The sequence below is a fragment of the Streptomyces coeruleorubidus genome, assembly GCF_008705135.1.
In the GTDB taxonomy this organism is placed as follows: Bacteria; Actinomycetota; Actinomycetes; order Streptomycetales; family Streptomycetaceae; genus Streptomyces; species Streptomyces coeruleofuscus.
On the sequence record NZ_CP023694.1, the window covers coordinates 4,874,477 to 4,889,434 of the forward strand.

Consider the following 14,958-nt stretch of genomic DNA (forward strand, 5'->3'; position numbering starts at 1 on the left):
CGTGGACGATGTCAGAGCCCTGAAGACGTGGCTGGAGCGGGAAGAGCCGCTGGAGGAACTCGTCTCCGAACGCCACCTGACCATCGAGGAGCAGGCCGGCACGGACGGGCCCGACGGGCGGATGGGGCCCGACCTCGAACTCGTTCTGAGAGTGCTCGGTGACGTCGTCACGCTCGCGGCACTGACCGAGTACACCGCACGCGCGGTGAAGACCTGGACCAACAACCGCCGAAGGCTCCAGCGCGGCGATCCCGATCCACAGATCCGCCCGCTGGACCCCGGCAGGGAGTAGGGCGGTGGTCCGCTTCGACCCGCGCGGCAGGGTGAACCGGGCGCTGCTGGTCGGTGTGTCCGAGTACGACCACACGGCACCGGATCATCCACAGGGCGTCAACGGCCAGCTCCCCGCCGTGCGGCACAACCGGATGCTGCTCGACGACGCGCTGCACCGGGGCAGTGTCTTCGGCGCGGGCGAGGTGAAGACACTGCCCTCACCGACCCCGGACGACTTCACGGGGGCGCTGCGCCGTGCCTGCGATGAGGCCAGGGGACTGCTGCTGCTCTACTTCGCCGGGCACGCCGTCACCTCCACCGCCGGCGACGAGCTGCATCTCCAGATGCGCACCGCGCGGGTGCTCACGGGCAACGGGCTGCCCGGCTCGGTCACTTTCAGCCTGGTGCTCGGCGAGCTCGCCGAGAGCAACGCCGAGCAGGTGGTGGTGATCCTCGACTGCTGCTACGCGGGCAACGCCGCGGGAATCTGGCACCGCCTGGACGATCCCGATCGGAAGAAGCACAAGGTCCTGCTGCTGATGAGCGTGCAGCCCAACCGCTGCATCCTGGGCGGGGACGCCGACATGGCGACGCCGTTCACCCGCGAGGTGGTGCGCGTCCTCGACGGGGGCGGGGAGGTGTGGCTCTCCCAGTTGTATGCCACGGTGAAGCAGCGGATGGCCGAGGCGAAGTACAAGGCGGAGGCCAACGACTCGCAGCGGCCGCAGGCGCTGGCTCCCCCCTGGGACTCGGACGACGTCCTGCTTGCGGCGGGCCCGGCCGCGCCACCGCCGCTGCCGAAGCCCTCCTGGCTCCAACGCACGCTCGCCCGCGCCGGCAAGGCCGTCCGCCGGCTCGGCCGCACCGGCCTGGTGGCCGTGCTGGCGCTGATCGCCACCGGAGCCGGCGGCTACGGCTTCCTGGTCCTGGCCGGCGACTCCGGCGACTGCGCCCCGGCACTGGAGCTGCGTCTCCTCACCGACCCCGATCTGGAACCGGCGATGAAGGCGCTCGCGGACGCTTACGTCGCCTCGGACGCCAACACCACGGACGACGGCTGCCGGCGCAGCGGCGTCACCGTCTACAGCTCCGGTGCCGCAGGCGTGGTGACCGCGCTGGGCAAGCGGACCGACGCCTGGCAGCAGCCGCGCGACGACGACAACCCGCAGCGGGACATCGGCCCCCAGCCGGACGTGTGGATCCCCGCCACCCGCGCGGACGTCCGCCGGGTCACCGCGTCCCAGGAGGACCGCGTCTTCGCCGATCTGACGGCGGACGACGAGCCGTTCGCGTACTCACCGGTCGTCCTGGCCGTCCCCAAGGGCCTGGACGACGCCGTCGAGCCCACCGGGCGGACACTGTCGCGCCTGATCAGTGATCTCGAACAGGCGCCCGGCGAGGCCCAAGTGCACCGCCCCGACCCGGCGTTCGCCGACGCGGCGCTGCTGGCGACCGTCGGCCTGTACGGCGGCCGAGCCGACCCGCGCGGCGCGGAGCTGGACATCACGCAGTCCGGCCGGCCCGAGCCCTCGGCCGTCAGGCTGCTGTGCACGCTGGCCGACACCCACGCCGTGGACGACCGCAGCGCGGCCCTGGTCCCGGAGTTCCTGCTCAGGAGCGGCGTCGGCTGCCACCCGGCCACGCGCGCCCCGCGCACCGCCGTCTACCCGGACGACGTCTCCGGCCTGGAACCCACGTTCGTGCGGGTGCGCTGGGACGACGCCACGCGGGACGACGACGCGCGGACCACCGAGACGGACCGCCTGCGCTCCTGGCTGACCGGCGACGAAGGCCGGAAGGTGCTCGGCGAGCACGGCTTCAGGTCCGCACAGGGCGAGCGACGCCTGCTCGACCCGAAGTCGGTCCGCGACGGGCTGATCGACGAGGTCCGGCCGGCGGATTCCGCCGAACCGAAGGAGATGGACGACGCGCTGGAGAGCTACGGCAACGCGCACGGCCCCGGCCGGGTCCTGTTCCTCCTCGACAGCTCCGGCTCGATGGCCGGTCTGTGGGACGGCCCCAGCGGCGGCCCCGGCATCATCGAGCAGACCCTGACCGGGCTCGGCGGGGAGGACGAGTTCGGGGCGTGGGCGGTGCACGGTCTCAAGGGCCGCACGCACACCGACCTCCTGTCCTTCGGCACGCACGCCCGCGGGGACGTCGAGCGCGCCCTGGGCGCCGCCCGGGTGCGGAACGCGGAAGCCGATCCGTCCGCCGCCCTGCTGGACGCCCTGGAGTTCATGCGGGAACGCGGCGCCGGGGACGAGCGGCCGCAGCTGATCGTGTACCTCACCGACGGCGAGGACGACAGCCGCCTGTCCGGCGACGGACTCGAGCGGGTGCTCGACCGGGCCCGGTCCGCCGGCGTGCCCGTGGCCATGGTGACCCTGAAGAACGGGGCCTGTGACCGGGACCGTCCCGGCACGCTGATCGCGGAGGCCGGCCGGGGCCGCTGCCTGGACGCCGGGGACGACCTCGTGCCCGCCCTGCGCGACGAGGTCGCCCGCACCGGAACGGGGGAGGAATGATGGCCCGACGCCTGACGGCCGCCTCGCTGTCCCTGCTGTCGCTGCTGACGTTCACGGCTTGCACCGGCGGTGACGCACAGGAGCAGCCGGCGGACGCCGACTCCTCTCCCCGGATCGTGGTGGCCAGCGGCCAGGACGTCACCGGCAAGAACGGCATCCGCCAGCAGCTCATCGACGCCTGGAACGCCAAGGAGGGCGAACACGGCTACCGGGCCCGCCTGGTGGAGCTGCCCGGCTCCGCCGACCAGCAGCGCAGCCAGTTGCTCGGCGCCCTCCAGTCCGGCAGCGCCGAGTACGACGTGGTGAACCTGGACGTGACCTGGATCCCGGAGTTCGCGGAGGCCGGCCGGATCCGCCCGCTGGACGACGCGGCGGTCGAGGAACCCGAGGACCTCATCAAGTCCGTGGACAGGACGTCGTACTGGGACGGCAAGCGGTACGCGGTCCCCTTCAACAGCGACGTGGGCCTGCTGTACTACCGCAAGGACCACCTGGTGAAGGCGAGCGCGTCCCGGACCGACCTCGGCGGCGACGACGTGAGCTGGGACGGACTGCGGGAACTGCGCGGCCCCCTCGACGACGCCGGGATCGACGACTACGAGGCGATCTGGACCACCCAGCTCGCCGCCTACGAGGGCCGCACCGTCAACGCGATCGAGGCGTTCGCCTCCGCCGTACCGAACTTCCGGCTGACCGACGGCGAGGGCAACTATGTCGCCACCGAGGAGCAGTTGACGACGGGGATGACCGAACTGTGGGAGCGCACGCAGTCGCCGTACCTCCTGGAGGGGTCCGCCGAGTCCCGCGAGGCCGAATCGCTCAGCGCCTTCGCCGAGGGCCGCACCACCTTCCTGCGGCACTGGCCGTACGTCTACCCGACCCTGCACGAGACCTTCGGGGAGGACCTCGGTGTGGCCCGGCTGCCCGGCAAGGCGGTGCTCGGCGGCCAGAGCCTGGCCGTCACCTCGTCCACGTCCGAGCGGCGGGCCGCGAAGGCGGCCGAACTGATCGCGTTCCTCACCGACCCGGACAGCGAACGCTGCCTGCTGCGGGCCGGTTTCGCCGCGACCCGCACCTCGGCCTACGAGGAGGCCGACACCGCCCCCGACTGCCGGCACGCCCGCGCGTACGCCGAAGGGCCCACGGCGTCCCCGACCGGCGAGAGCACGGGCCGTATGCCGCCCGACCTGGCCGACGGCACCAGCTACTTCCGCCACATCCTGCGCCCGGCCCTGGGCGCGGCGGTGGAACGCCCCCGCACGCCCCTGTACGGAGCGGTGACCCACACCCTCACCACCGAACTCGACGCCCTGTACGGCCCGCCACGAGGGCCGGGCGGAAGTCGGCCGGGCGTCGCGGAGATAGCGAAAAGCCTTGACGAGGCATTGAGGAAGATTTTGCCCGGTTGAATATCCTCCCGGTGATGTTCACATTTCCTCCATTGCTTACGTGTGTCCCGGTGGGTAGCGTCTTTTTCGCACTGACCATGCAATTCGAAAAAGCGAAAACGGGGATGGACTTCGTGAGCATACGAAGCAAGGGAATTTCTGCTGCCGTCACCTTCGCCATGACGGGCGCGCTGTGCGGCGCCGGGGCGCAGGCGGCACAGGCGGCTCCGGCCCAGCCGGAACTCCGCGCCGGAGCGGACGAGATCTGCGCGGTCCTGGGGATCGGCAGCGGCGCGGCCGGCCTCACCAAGGCACTGGCCAAGGGCGCTTCATGGGTGGGGATCGGCGCCAGCATCGGCTGCTACGCGTACACCAAGGCGAAGGAGGCCACGCCTGCACAGAAGCGGGCCGCCATGATCGCCTCCTACAAGAAGTACCAGGCGATGAGCGACATCGAGAAGCTCGATGCGCTGGGCTACTACTGCCGTAAGAAGAGCGGCGGTGGTGGGGGCGGCACCGATGTCGCGCCCGCCAACCCGACCGTGAAGGTGGGGTACCGCGACATCAAGATGAAGGGCGTGACGTACAAGTGCACGGCTACCGGGGACTGACCGGCCGCCGTGGCCCGGGCCATGGAGAACGCCTGCTGTTCTCCATGGCGCTGGTCGTGGTGAGCCTGTTGTGGATCACGCAGGACATGGCGGCGTGGGCGACGGCGGCCTGTGCGGTTGGCGCCGCCGGTGGAGCGGTCGGGGTTTGTTACTTCGGCTGGCGTTACATTCGCGCCCGCGAGAATTCACAGTAGCTGAATTTTCTTGGGGGGTGAATTCGGGAATTCGCTCGCTGAATTCACCCCCCGAATTCCTTGCTCACGTCGCACTCGAACCAGACGGTCTTGCCGGGCCGGCCGGGCAGTGGAGTCCACCCCCACCGGTCCGTGACGGTGTCGACGATGAGTACGCCGCGTCCGTCCTCGGCGAGTTCGTCCACAGCTGTGGACAGCGGCGGCCGCGGGCACGTGTCCGTGACCTCCACACGCACCCCACGCCCGTCCGGCCGCCGCGTCATCAGTACCGCGGCGCGCCGGTCGGGCGTGTGGCGTACGACGTTGGCGACCAGCTCGGTGAGCGCGAGACAGGCCGGGTCGCACAGTTCGGCCATCTCCCAGGCGGTGAGGTAGGCCCGGAGGATGCGGCGCAGATGCCGGGCGGCAGTTGCGTGATTCATGCCACCAGCGTGAAGTCGTGTGGTTACTCTCGGCTACAGACCGAAATGAACGCCGCGCCGCGTTCGGACCTGGGGGTGACCGCTTCATGCCCAACATCCGCCGACTCGACCCCACCGCCTCGCCGTTGGACTACTTCGGCTCGGAACTGCGCCGGTACCGGGAGAGTGCGGGGCTGTCCCAGAAGGAACTGGGGGATTGCATCTTCTGCACGGGCTCGCTGGTAGGCCAGATCGAAACCGCGCACAAGGTTCCGACCAGGGAGTTCGCGGAGCGGGCGGATGCGGCGCTGATGACGGACGGGTGTTTCTCGCGGTTGGTGGGGCTGGTTCTGCGGAGTCAGTTGCCGACTTGGTTCCAACAGTTCGCGGAGTTGGAAGCGCGGGCCGAGTACATCTCGACGTACCAGGCACAGATGATTTACGGCCTTCTTCAGACGGAGGAGTACGCCCGTGCCGTGCTTGCGACAGGCATGCCGGACAAGCTCGACGAGCTGGTCGCCGCACGCATGGAGCGCCAGCGCATCCTGTTTCGCGAGAAGCCGCCGATGTCCTGGGTGATCCTGGACGAGGCCGCCCTGCACCGGCCGATCGGTGGGCACGAGGTCATGCGTCGGCAACTCGCTCACCTGCTGAGCTTCGCCGACCGCCGATGGGTGCGGATCCAGGTCCTTCCGTATGAGGCGGGGGAACACGCCAGCCTGATCGGGTCGTTCACAAGCCTGCGCTTCTACGACGACCCGGAGATCATCTACACCGAAGACCTCATCTCCGGCCACATGACGGCCAACCCTGACACTGTCAGGGAAGCTGCGCTCCGTTACGCTCACTTGCAGGCCGCAGCCCTCTCCGTAAAGGATTCGGCAGCACTGATCAACCGCGTGATGGAGGAGCGTTATGGGGAGCAGCAAGGACCTGACCAACGCGCGGTGGCGTAAGTCGTCGTACAGCGGCAACACTGGCGGCGAGTGCGTCGAGGTCGCCGACCTCGGACCCGGCGTCGCCGTTCGCGACTCCAAGAAGCCCGAGGCCGGGATCCTCACCGTCTCTCCGGAGGTCTACGCCGCCTTCATGACCTTCGTCACCGCGTGAAGACGAAGTACTTCCACGCGCCGTACGTCGTCGTGTTGACGTTGTCGCCCGACTTCGTGTCGATGTAGGACGAGCGGATCCGGAAACGCGGACCGACCGGCGGCGTGCCGTCGAGCGTCGCCGCGTCCTTGCCGTAGCGGTCGAGGGCGAAGTACTCCGTGGTCGTGGTGCGCCACGCGCCGTCGGAGTAACGCTGGACCCGGAGCTGGTACTTGCGGCCCGGGTACATCGACATCGTCGTGTTGTGGACCGGGTCCTTGGACTTCCGGAAGTAGAAGTACTTCTGGTTCCACGCGGTCGCCGACTTGTAGTAGCCGCTCAGGGACGTCGAGACCTTGACCCTGGTGTAGACCGAGTTGGTGACCGTCTTCGGGGCGTACCGGGTGTCGCCCGTGAACTTCGCGCTGACCTTCGTGTCACGGGTCAGGCGGATCGTCGCCGAGAGGTCGCCGGCCGAGTTCACCTTGCCTTTCTTCACCAGCGCGTTCGGCTTGTCGGAGCCGTACGGGTCGGCCCAGATCTCGACCGTGCGGTTCTTGTACGTCGTGCCGAGATGCGCGGTGAAGGTGACGTCACGGCCGTAGTCGTACACCGTGCCGTCGTTGCTCAGCGTCAGCGTGGTCGCCGTCTTGGCCACGGTCGTCGAGGCGGAGGCCGTGGCGCCCGCGTGGTCCGCGTCGCCCGCGTACCTGACCGTGTACGTCACCTTGCCGCCAGCCGGCGGGGTGTCCGTGAAGGAGTACGAGCCGTCGGCGGCGACCGTCGCCGTGCCGAGGGGCTTGACGGAGGGCGACTCGTCGTCGGTGCGGGTGACGGAGACCTTCGTGCCCGCCGGGAACGCCGCCGAGGATGACAGTGTGCCGGTGAGGGTGAGGGACTTGGCGCGCGTGGCTGTGGCAGGCGCGTTCGCCGTGAGGGTGGTCGACGTCTTCGCCGGGGCGTCGAGGATCCGCAGCGAGTAGACGTTGTTGTCGCTCTGGGAGATCGCGAACAGCTTGCTCTCGTCGGGTGCCCAGGCCAGGCCCGCCGGGGCCAGGGTGTCGGAGCCGCTGCTGGTGCCGGTGTTGGGGAAGTCGTACTGCTTCAGCGGCAACGACGTGCCCGGCTTGAAGACATGGACGTCCGGGTCGTACCAGGAGAACGTGCCCGCCGCGACGTCGCCGTTCGGGGCGATGTCCACCGCGTTCGGATAGGTGTTCGTGACGTACTTGCCGTCCGCGGACAGGTCCGAGAGCTTGTAGACCGGCTGGTAGTACGGGGCGCCGCTGGCCGTGACGACGCCCTTGCCGTCCGGCGTGACCGCGAGATCCTGGAGGTTGCCGCCGCCCGTGTCGCCCGGGTCGCGTGCGTACGCGGTACGGGTCGCCGTACCGGACGAGACGTCGTACACGGCGAGTTCGACCGGGCTCTGGCCCGGCGCGCCCGCGGCGAGCGTGCCCGGGGCGCCCGGGGAGGCGTCCAGGATCGGGGCCTCGTAGAAGGTGCGGCTGGTGTCCTGGCCCAGGGTGAGGCCCGGGTCGGTGGCGTTCGGGTCGAGCGAGCCGATGTTGCCGTCGCCGGAAGCGCCGTAGCTGAACCACAGCTTGCCGCCGGCCAGGGCGACGTACGCCGGGCCGGCGCCCTGGCCCGTGGACCAGCGACGGGTCTCGGTCGCCGTGGCCGTGTCGATCGCGACGATCGCGGTCGCGTCGTGCACGGCCGCGTACAGGGTGCCCGAGTCGGGCGACAGCTCCAGGCCGTGGACGCCGGGCAGCGAACCGACGGTGGCGACGACCGTGCCCGCGTAATCGGTGACGACAACCCGGCCGGCCGTCGGATCGCTGATGAAGACCCGCTGGTGGAGCCCGTCGACGACGATGTCGCCGGTCGACTTCAGGGGCAGGGTCGTACTGGAGTCGGCCACCGCCGACCCTGCGCCGGTCGCGACCAGTGCGACCGAGCTGAAGAGGACCGCGAGCGTCGTCGCGGCCGAGAGAGTGCGTCTGTGCACGGTTTTCGAACCCCCCGGAACGAAAGTGATCAGCAGGAAGAGGTGATCAGCCTGCGCAGGCTAGAGCACTCCACTGACACCCGGGAACCGGAAATCAAGACGCCGGTGTACACGGGCAGTTGGCCGTCGGGGACTGCTCGTGTGCGTGGGTGGGAGTGGTTCAGCGGGCCGTGCCGTCTCGCAGTTCTCCGGCCCACGCCAACAATTCGGGTTCGAGCAGGCTGGCCCCCCGCCAGTCGTGGTCGAGGTCGGCTCCGGGAAGAGACGGCACCACCGCGACGTAGAGCCCGGCGGCACGTGCTGAGGCGATGCCCGTGGCCGAGTCCTCGAAGGCGACGGAGTGTTGGGGAGTCGTGCCGAGTGCTTCGCATGCCGTGAGGTAGAGCTCGGGTGCGGGCTTGGGGGAGCGCACTTCGTCGGCGGCGAAGGAGTAGGTGAAGCAGTCGGCGAGGCCGGCCGATCGCAGGGCCGCGTCCAGCAGCTCCCGGGGGCTGTTGCTGGCTACGGCGACGGGTACGGCCGCCCGGCAGGCACGCACCAGTTCCACCGCCCCGGGGAGCGCCGCGGCGCCTCGGGACAGCTCTTGGCGGACCCTTTCGAGGAGTTCGGCGGCGAGTTCGGCGCCGGCGCCGGGGCGCCCGAGGTACTGCGCCATGGCCTCGCCGGCGGCCTCCACGGTACGGCCGATGACCAGCGCCTTCTGTTCAGGGCCGAAGGGGTGCCCGTGTGCCGCGAAGATGGCCGATTCCGCGACGGTCCAGCAGGCTTCGGTGTCGACCAGCAGGCCGTCGCAGTCGAAGACCACGGCCTCGGTGCTGGTGGGGAGCGGGCGCATGCGGATGTCCTTTCGCTCGGGAGGATGCGTGGATCGCGCGGCTCACTGTCCGAGCGCGAGCCGGATGCCGAAAGCGGCGATGACCGTGCCGGTGACGCGGTCGAGGCAGCGGCGGGCCGAGGGCCGGCGCAGGCGGTCGCGCAGCACGCGCGCGAAGGCGATCAGGGCGCAGGCCCAGGCGACAGCCAGGAGGATGTGCACACCGGCCAGGAGCACGCCCGCACCGAGGTGCGAGGTCCCGGCGGGGATGAAGTTCGGGAGGACCGCGACGTAGAAGGCGCCCATCTTCGGGTTGAGGAGATTGGTCGCAGTGCCTTGCCGCCAGCCGCCGAGCAGGGTGTCACCGGCGCCTGCCCGGGCCTCGGCCTCGGCCCCGGCCCCCGCCGTCCGCGGGCTCTCGCTCGATGAACGGCGCCACGTGGCCCACAGCATCATGCCGCCCATCCACACCAGGTACGCGGCTCCGGCCCAGCGAAGGGTCTGGTAGGCGAGGTGAGACGTGGTCAGCAGCGCGGTCACACCGAGAGAGGCGAGCGTGCCCCACACCAGCGTGCCGCTCTGGATGCCGAGGACCACACCCCAGGCGCGACGGTGCTGTCCGAGCGCCGCGGTGCGCAGGATGAGTGCGGTGTCCAGTCCGGGAGTGAGGGTGAGGAGTCCCACTATCAGCGTGAAAGTCCCCATTGCCTCCAGGGAGATCATGAGTGATCACCCTAGGGCCGGACTCCCGAAAGATCTACATTCCTGCCCGGAATCGGGCAGGAATGGCGCTGTTCGTCTTTGGTTCTGCCCATCACGCCTCAGGTGGCGTGCCCGGGGGCGGCGAGGCGGGAAAGCTCCCACGGGTCGTGCGCGCTGAAGACGGTGACCTCGTCCGCATGGTCGTGTCGGAGGGCGCGCAGGCGGTCGCGGGTCGCGACGCGAGCCGCGGCGTCGGTCTGTGCTCCCTGCTGGACCGGCTCGAGGACGGGGTGGGAAAGGGGCGGGGTGTGCTCGAGCTCGCCGTGATACATGTACGCGTCGCCCGCGTGCAACAGCCACCCTCCGCCGCTGTCGCGCACGGCGACGCCCGCGTGTCCGGCCGAGTGACCGGGCAGCGGCACCAGCAGCAGTTCGCACGCCATCCCCTGCGGCCGCGCCACGCCTGGGAAGCCGAACCACTCGGAGTTCTCCGCCGCGAGGGCGGGGGTCAGCAGCGGGTCGTGCGCCCGGTGGGAAGGCATGAAGCGGTCGAGGCTGTACCGGTGGTGCGCTGCCGTCGGGTCGGTGACGGACCGGTACTCGTCGGGGTGCACATGCACCCGTGCGTGGGGGAAGTCCGGCAGCCCTCCCGTGTGGTCGCGATGCAGGTGGGTGAGCACGATGTGCCGCACGTCCCGCGGCGCGTACCCGAGGCGGACGACCTGGTGCAGCGCGCACTCCTCGGGGTTGAGCGCGGGCTGGGCGTAGGCCACCCAGTCCGCACCCAGTGACCGGTCGGGGTGCTGTAGATCGGCGGTGCCGAGGCCGGTGTCGACGAGGACCAGCCCGTCCGAGTCCGTCTCGATGAGCAGGCAATGGCAGACGGCGGCCCGTTCGCGGTTCACGGCGCCTGCCGTGAGCTCTTCGCCGAGCGGTGGAATCTTGCGTAGGGAACCGCAGTTGAGATGGTGGATGCGCACAAGGCCCCCTGGAGGAGAAGCGGCGGGCTGTTCGCGTCGGACGTTAGGAGGGGCCTACGTGACTCACCAAACGGTTGGACACGCACCGGGGGGTGGTCAGGAAGGTGCTCTGGCGGACTGTCCGGACAGCGCCCTCGTGCCGCCGGGCGACGAACCGCGATGCCCTGTCGACATCACCCTCGCCACGCTGGGCGGCCGGTGGACGCCCTTGGTGCTCCGCGAGTTCCTGCGCCGCGGTCAGGCCACGTACTCCGAGCTGGCCGCCGCCCTGCCCGCCCTCTCGGACAAGGTCCTCTCGGACCGGCTGGCCCAGCTCACCGGCGCGGGCGTCATCGAACGCCACCGCACCCCGGGCTGGCCTCCCCGCGTCCGCTACGTCCTGACCAGCCAGGGCCGGGCGCTGGAGCCGGTCGTGCGCAGCATGTGGGAGTGGGGCACGGCGCGACGGGACACCCTCGGCTGACCCCCGGACCCGACTGAGACAGCCTCAGGGGGCGCCCCCGCCTCCCTCGGCCGCGACCTGGACACCGCGGAGTTCCGGCGGCTCCGCCGCTCTCGCCGGTCCCGCGTTCGCCGCGAGCAGTAGGGTCGCGACAGCGACGACGGCGGCGGCGAAGCCTCGGGCATACCGCTCGGCGGTGCGTGTGCGTTCGAGCACGGCGACCTCGCAACAGGGGCGGCGACTATGACAGCAGTGTATTAAGCGCGTTTAACTCTCGGTTTAACCTAGGGGCTGTCGGAGCCGAACGGCAAGAGGGGCAGGGGGAGTTGGGGTGGGGGAGCGGGATGATCCGGGGACCATCGGGCGCCGGGTGCAGCGGCTGCGGGTCGAACGCGGGCTGACGCAGCGGCAGTTGGCGGAGCCCGTGTACACCCCCGCCTATGTCTCCACCCTGGAGTCGGGCCGGGTGCGGCCCTCCGACGACGCCCTGCGGCATCTCGCCGGGCGCCTCGGTGTCGCCTTCGACGAACTCGCCACCGGGCGTTCGGCCCGGCTCGTGACGGAGTTACGGCTGCGGCTGACCGAGGCCCAGCGCGTCTTCGCCGTCGGCGAGGCCGAGGCGGCGGCGGAGCAGTACGCCGAGCTGCTCGTCGAGGCCGAGACACAGGGGCTGGCCGGGGAGCAGGCCGCCGCGCTGCTCGGGCTCGGTGAGTGCGCCCTGGAGACGGGCGAACTCGTGGCCGGCCGGCAGTACTTCGAGCGGGCCGAGGCCTGTCTGGCCGGCGCGCCGCTGCCCGCACGGGTCCCGGCGCTGCGCGGGCGGGCCGTCGCGCACTATCTCGCCGGGGAACTCCGGTACGCCGTCTACCTGCTGGAGACCACCCTCGACGAGCTGAATCGCGGCGGGCTGCACGATCCCGACGCCCTCCTGCTGCTCTACGCCAGCGCCATCGGACCGTACATGGACATGGGCGCGCACGCCCGCGCCGCCCAGGCCGCCGAGTTCGCCCTGGCACTCGCCCCCCAGTCCGGCGACCCGGCCCTGGTCGCACGCATGCACCGGTCGGTCGCCCGCACCCTGGTCGCCGAGGGCCGCCTCGCCGAGGCCGACGCCTCGCTGGCCAAGGCGGCCGAGCTGTACCGGGGCCTCCAGATCCGCACCGAACTCGCCAACTGCCACTGGATGCGCGGCTACGTCTACGCCCAGGACGGCCGGCTGGAGCGGGCGGAGGCCGAGCTGCGGGAGGCCCTCGGCATGCTGTCGGCCAAGCGCGCCGCCCTCTACAGCAGCCAGGTCGCCGTCGAACTGGCCGACGTGCTCCACCGGCGCGGCGAGTCCGAGGAGGCGGCGGCCCTGCTGCACGGCGTCCTCGACGACCTGTCCCCCGAGCGCGGCGCCGTCCACTCCGCCGCCGCGCACCGCCTCCTCGGCATCATCGCCGAGGACGCCCGCCGCACCGAGGACGCCGAGGAGCACTACGTCCGCGCCCTGAGCCTGCTGGAGCGGGCGGGCGCGGCCGGCGACCTGGCCGACCTGTGCCGCCTGCTCGGCGACCTGCTGCGCCGCACCGGGCGGGTGGAGGCGGCCCTGGACGCCTACCGGACGGGTCTCGGCCACCGTACGGCCCCCGGCACCACCACCCTCGGGCCCGCGCCCGCACAGCCTCCCCTCTGAGGGAAAAGGGGCTTCCCACCGTCGTGCGGGTTAGCCTCCTCCGGGGACGCGAACGACCGGGGCGGGGAGCGTGGAGAACCAACGGACGGTGGCCGACGGCATACGGCTGGGCCTGCGGGCCCTGGTGTACGCCGTCCTCGGGGGCGCCGCGCTGCTCGCCATCGGGACGGTCGTGTCGGTGCTCGGGCCGATGCTGGCGCTCGACCTCTACACGCCACCCGTCGCGGCCTGGTGGACGGTGTTCACCGCGATCACCGTCCAGGGCGTGCCCTTCCTGCTGCTGGGCACGGTCGTGTCGGCGGCGATCGGCGCGTTCGTGCCCGAGCGGGTGTTCCAGCGGTTGCTGCCCCGCCGTACGGCCCTCGCCGTGCCGGTCGCGGGGGCTGCGGGGGTCGTCCTGCCCGGCTGCGAGTGCGCGTCCGTGCCGGTGGCGGGCAGCCTGATGCGGCGGGGTGTCGCCCCGGCGGCCGCCCTCGCCTTCCTGCTGTCCGCGCCCGCGATCAACCCCGTCGTCCTGGTGGCGACCTCCGTCGCCTTCCCGGGGCAGCCGGAGATGGTCCTCGGCCGGCTGGTCGCCTCGCTCGCCACGGCCGTGGCGATGGGGTGGCTGTGGGCGCGGTTCGGGCGGGAAGAGTGGCTGCGGCCGCCGAAGCGCCCCACCGCGCACGAGCCGGGCGGCGGGCCGCGTGCCTTCGTCTCCGGCCTCCAGCACGACTTCCTGCACGCCGGCGGTTTCCTCGTGGTCGGCGCGGCGGCCGCGGCCACCTTCGACATCGTCGTACCGACGTCGCTGCTGGAGGTGTTCACCGGGTCGGCCTGGCTTTCGGTGCTGCTCCTGGCCGTACTGGCGGTCGTGCTGTGCGTGTGCAGTGAGGCCGACGCGTTCGTGGCGGCGTCGCTGAGCGGCTTCTCGCCCACCGCGCGGCTGGCGTTCATGGTGGTCGGTCCGATGGTCGACCTGAAGCTGATCGCGCTCCAGACGGGCACGTTCGGCAGGGCCTTCGCGCTGCGGTTCTCCTCCGTGACCTGGCTGGTGGCCGTCGCGAGCAGCGTCCTGGTGGGGTGGTGGCTGCTGTGAGGCGCTACGGACCGGCCGTACTGCTCGCCCTCGTCGGCGCGGCGATCCTGCGGGTGTCGCTCTTCAGCGACCTGTATCTGCGGTACGTGCAGGTCGGGCTGCGGCCGTATCTGGTGGTGTCGGGGGTGGTGCTGGTCCTGCTCGCGGTGGTGGTGGCGGTGCTGGTGCGGACGGCGGGGGAGCAGGAGGATCCGGAGGTCCTGGAGGACCCGGAGAATCCGGACTCGCACCCCGGCCACACCCACGGCCCCGCCGGCCCTCGCGTCGCCTGGTTCCTCACTCTCCCCGCCCTGGCCCTGCTGCTGTTCCCGCCGCCCGCCCTCGGTTCCTACAGCGCCGATCGCGAGGCCGACCGGCGTGCGGCCCGGGGCGTCGGCACCTTCCCGGCCCTGCCGGCCGGGAACCCGCTCGACCTCACCCTCGGCGACTTCGGCTCCCGGGCGGTCTACGACACCGGCCGCTCCCTGAAGGGACGCACGGTCCGGCTCACCGGCTTCGTCACCCGCGACGCCGGCGGCACCTGGTACATCACCCGCCTCCTCGTCTCCTGCTGCGCCGCCGACGCCACCACCGCCAAGGCCGAGGTGCGCGGCGCCGGCGCCCCGCCCGTCGACACCTGGGTCACGGTCACCGGCACCTGGCACCCGGAGGGCGAGCCGGGCTCGGACGCCGCCTGGCCGCCGGTCCTCGACGCCACCTCCGTACGGAGGGTGCCGCAGCCGGACAATCCGTACGAGAAGCGCTGAGGGCCGGACCCGCGGCGGTGGCCCGT

16 protein-coding genes are annotated in these 14,958 nt (G+C 71.3%); 10 read left to right on the forward strand and 6 right to left on the reverse strand.

The genetic code is table 11. The annotated features are described in order from the left end of the window. Position 1 precedes the first annotated feature (1 nt). The 4 genes from CP976_RS22530 (at position 2) to CP976_RS22545 (ending at position 4,800) form a co-directional block, all read left to right on the forward strand. Entirely contained in the window at positions 2-292 is a 291-nt protein-coding gene (locus tag CP976_RS22530; RefSeq protein WP_229875437.1) for an effector-associated constant component EACC1, read from the forward strand. Positions 293-296: 4 nt separating this feature from the next. Beyond that, positions 297-2,801: a caspase family protein gene (locus CP976_RS22535; RefSeq protein WP_150481997.1), complete on the forward strand. Its 2,505-nt coding sequence runs from the start codon at positions 297-299 to the stop codon at positions 2,799-2,801. Next, positions 2,801-4,210: an extracellular solute-binding protein gene (locus CP976_RS22540; protein ID WP_150481998.1), complete on the forward strand. Its 1,410-nt coding sequence runs from the start codon at positions 2,801-2,803 to the stop codon at positions 4,208-4,210. The genes CP976_RS22535 and CP976_RS22540 overlap by 1 nt, the downstream gene beginning before the upstream one ends. A gap of 104 nt (positions 4,211-4,314) precedes the next feature. Continuing rightward, entirely contained in the window at positions 4,315-4,800 is a 486-nt protein-coding gene (locus CP976_RS22545; protein WP_150481999.1) for a hypothetical protein, read from the forward strand. A 238-nt stretch (positions 4,801-5,038) separates the two neighbouring features. On the opposite strand, the gene CP976_RS22555 is transcribed toward CP976_RS22545, so the two are convergent. Beyond that, positions 5,039-5,416: an ATP-binding protein gene (locus tag CP976_RS22555; protein WP_150482001.1), complete on the reverse strand. Its 378-nt coding sequence runs from the start codon at positions 5,414-5,416 to the stop codon at positions 5,039-5,041. A gap of 86 nt (positions 5,417-5,502) precedes the next feature. On the opposite strand from CP976_RS22555, the gene CP976_RS22560 reads away from it, so the two are divergent. Further along, positions 5,503-6,351 (forward strand): helix-turn-helix domain-containing protein, encoded by an 849-nt coding sequence (locus tag CP976_RS22560; protein WP_150482002.1) that lies wholly within the window; start codon positions 5,503-5,505, stop codon positions 6,349-6,351. Beyond that, entirely contained in the window at positions 6,311-6,505 is a 195-nt protein-coding gene (locus CP976_RS22565; RefSeq protein ID WP_150482003.1) for a DUF397 domain-containing protein, read from the forward strand. Before CP976_RS22560 ends, CP976_RS22565 begins: the two co-directional genes overlap by 41 nt. Here CP976_RS22565 and CP976_RS22570 read toward each other — a convergent pair. The 4 genes from CP976_RS22570 to CP976_RS22585 all read right to left on the reverse strand — a co-directional run bounded on the left by CP976_RS22570 (position 6,495) and on the right by CP976_RS22585 (position 10,916). After that, positions 6,495-8,495: a YncE family protein gene (locus tag CP976_RS22570; protein ID WP_150482004.1), complete on the reverse strand. Its 2,001-nt coding sequence runs from the start codon at positions 8,493-8,495 to the stop codon at positions 6,495-6,497. The two genes, CP976_RS22565 and CP976_RS22570, sit on opposite strands and share 11 nt — an antisense overlap. Positions 8,496-8,655: 160 nt before the next feature. After that, on the reverse strand, positions 8,656-9,330 hold the full coding sequence (locus tag CP976_RS22575; protein ID WP_150482005.1) for an HAD family hydrolase: 675 nt from the start codon (positions 9,328-9,330) through the stop codon (positions 8,656-8,658). 42 nt (positions 9,331-9,372) lie between these two features. Continuing rightward, positions 9,373-10,032 carry a LysE family translocator gene (locus CP976_RS22580; RefSeq protein WP_167537389.1) on the reverse strand — a complete coding sequence of 220 codons (660 nt, stop codon included), beginning with the start codon at positions 10,030-10,032 and terminating at the stop codon, positions 9,373-9,375. Between the two features lie 98 nt (positions 10,033-10,130). Further along, positions 10,131-10,916, reverse strand: coding sequence for an MBL fold metallo-hydrolase (locus tag CP976_RS22585; RefSeq protein ID WP_229875435.1), 786 nt, complete (start codon positions 10,914-10,916; stop codon positions 10,131-10,133). Between the two features lie 211 nt (positions 10,917-11,127). Here CP976_RS22585 and CP976_RS22590 point away from each other — a divergent pair, with 211 nt between their 5' ends. Further along, positions 11,128-11,454 (forward strand): winged helix-turn-helix transcriptional regulator, encoded by a 327-nt coding sequence (locus tag CP976_RS22590; RefSeq protein WP_229875433.1) that lies wholly within the window; start codon positions 11,128-11,130, stop codon positions 11,452-11,454. Between the two features lie 24 nt (positions 11,455-11,478). On the opposite strand, the gene CP976_RS42995 is transcribed toward CP976_RS22590, so the two are convergent. Further along, the gene (locus CP976_RS42995; RefSeq protein WP_167537390.1) at positions 11,479-11,649 is read right to left on the reverse strand and encodes a hypothetical protein; all 171 of its coding nucleotides are present in this window, start codon (positions 11,647-11,649) and stop codon (positions 11,479-11,481) included. Between the two features lie 115 nt (positions 11,650-11,764). Here CP976_RS42995 and CP976_RS22595 point away from each other — a divergent pair, with 115 nt between their 5' ends. From CP976_RS22595 to CP976_RS22605, 3 genes are all read left to right on the forward strand, one after another. Next, on the forward strand, positions 11,765-13,108 hold the full coding sequence (locus CP976_RS22595) for a helix-turn-helix domain-containing protein (protein WP_150482008.1): 1,344 nt from the start codon (positions 11,765-11,767) through the stop codon (positions 13,106-13,108). A 70-nt stretch (positions 13,109-13,178) separates the two neighbouring features. After that, positions 13,179-14,186 carry a permease gene (locus tag CP976_RS22600; protein WP_150482009.1) on the forward strand — a complete coding sequence of 336 codons (1,008 nt, stop codon included), beginning with the start codon at positions 13,179-13,181 and terminating at the stop codon, positions 14,184-14,186. Next, positions 14,183-14,932, forward strand: coding sequence for a TIGR03943 family putative permease subunit (locus tag CP976_RS22605; RefSeq protein WP_150485453.1), 750 nt, complete (start codon positions 14,183-14,185; stop codon positions 14,930-14,932). Before CP976_RS22600 ends, CP976_RS22605 begins: the two co-directional genes overlap by 4 nt. Positions 14,933-14,958 lie beyond the last annotated feature (26 nt).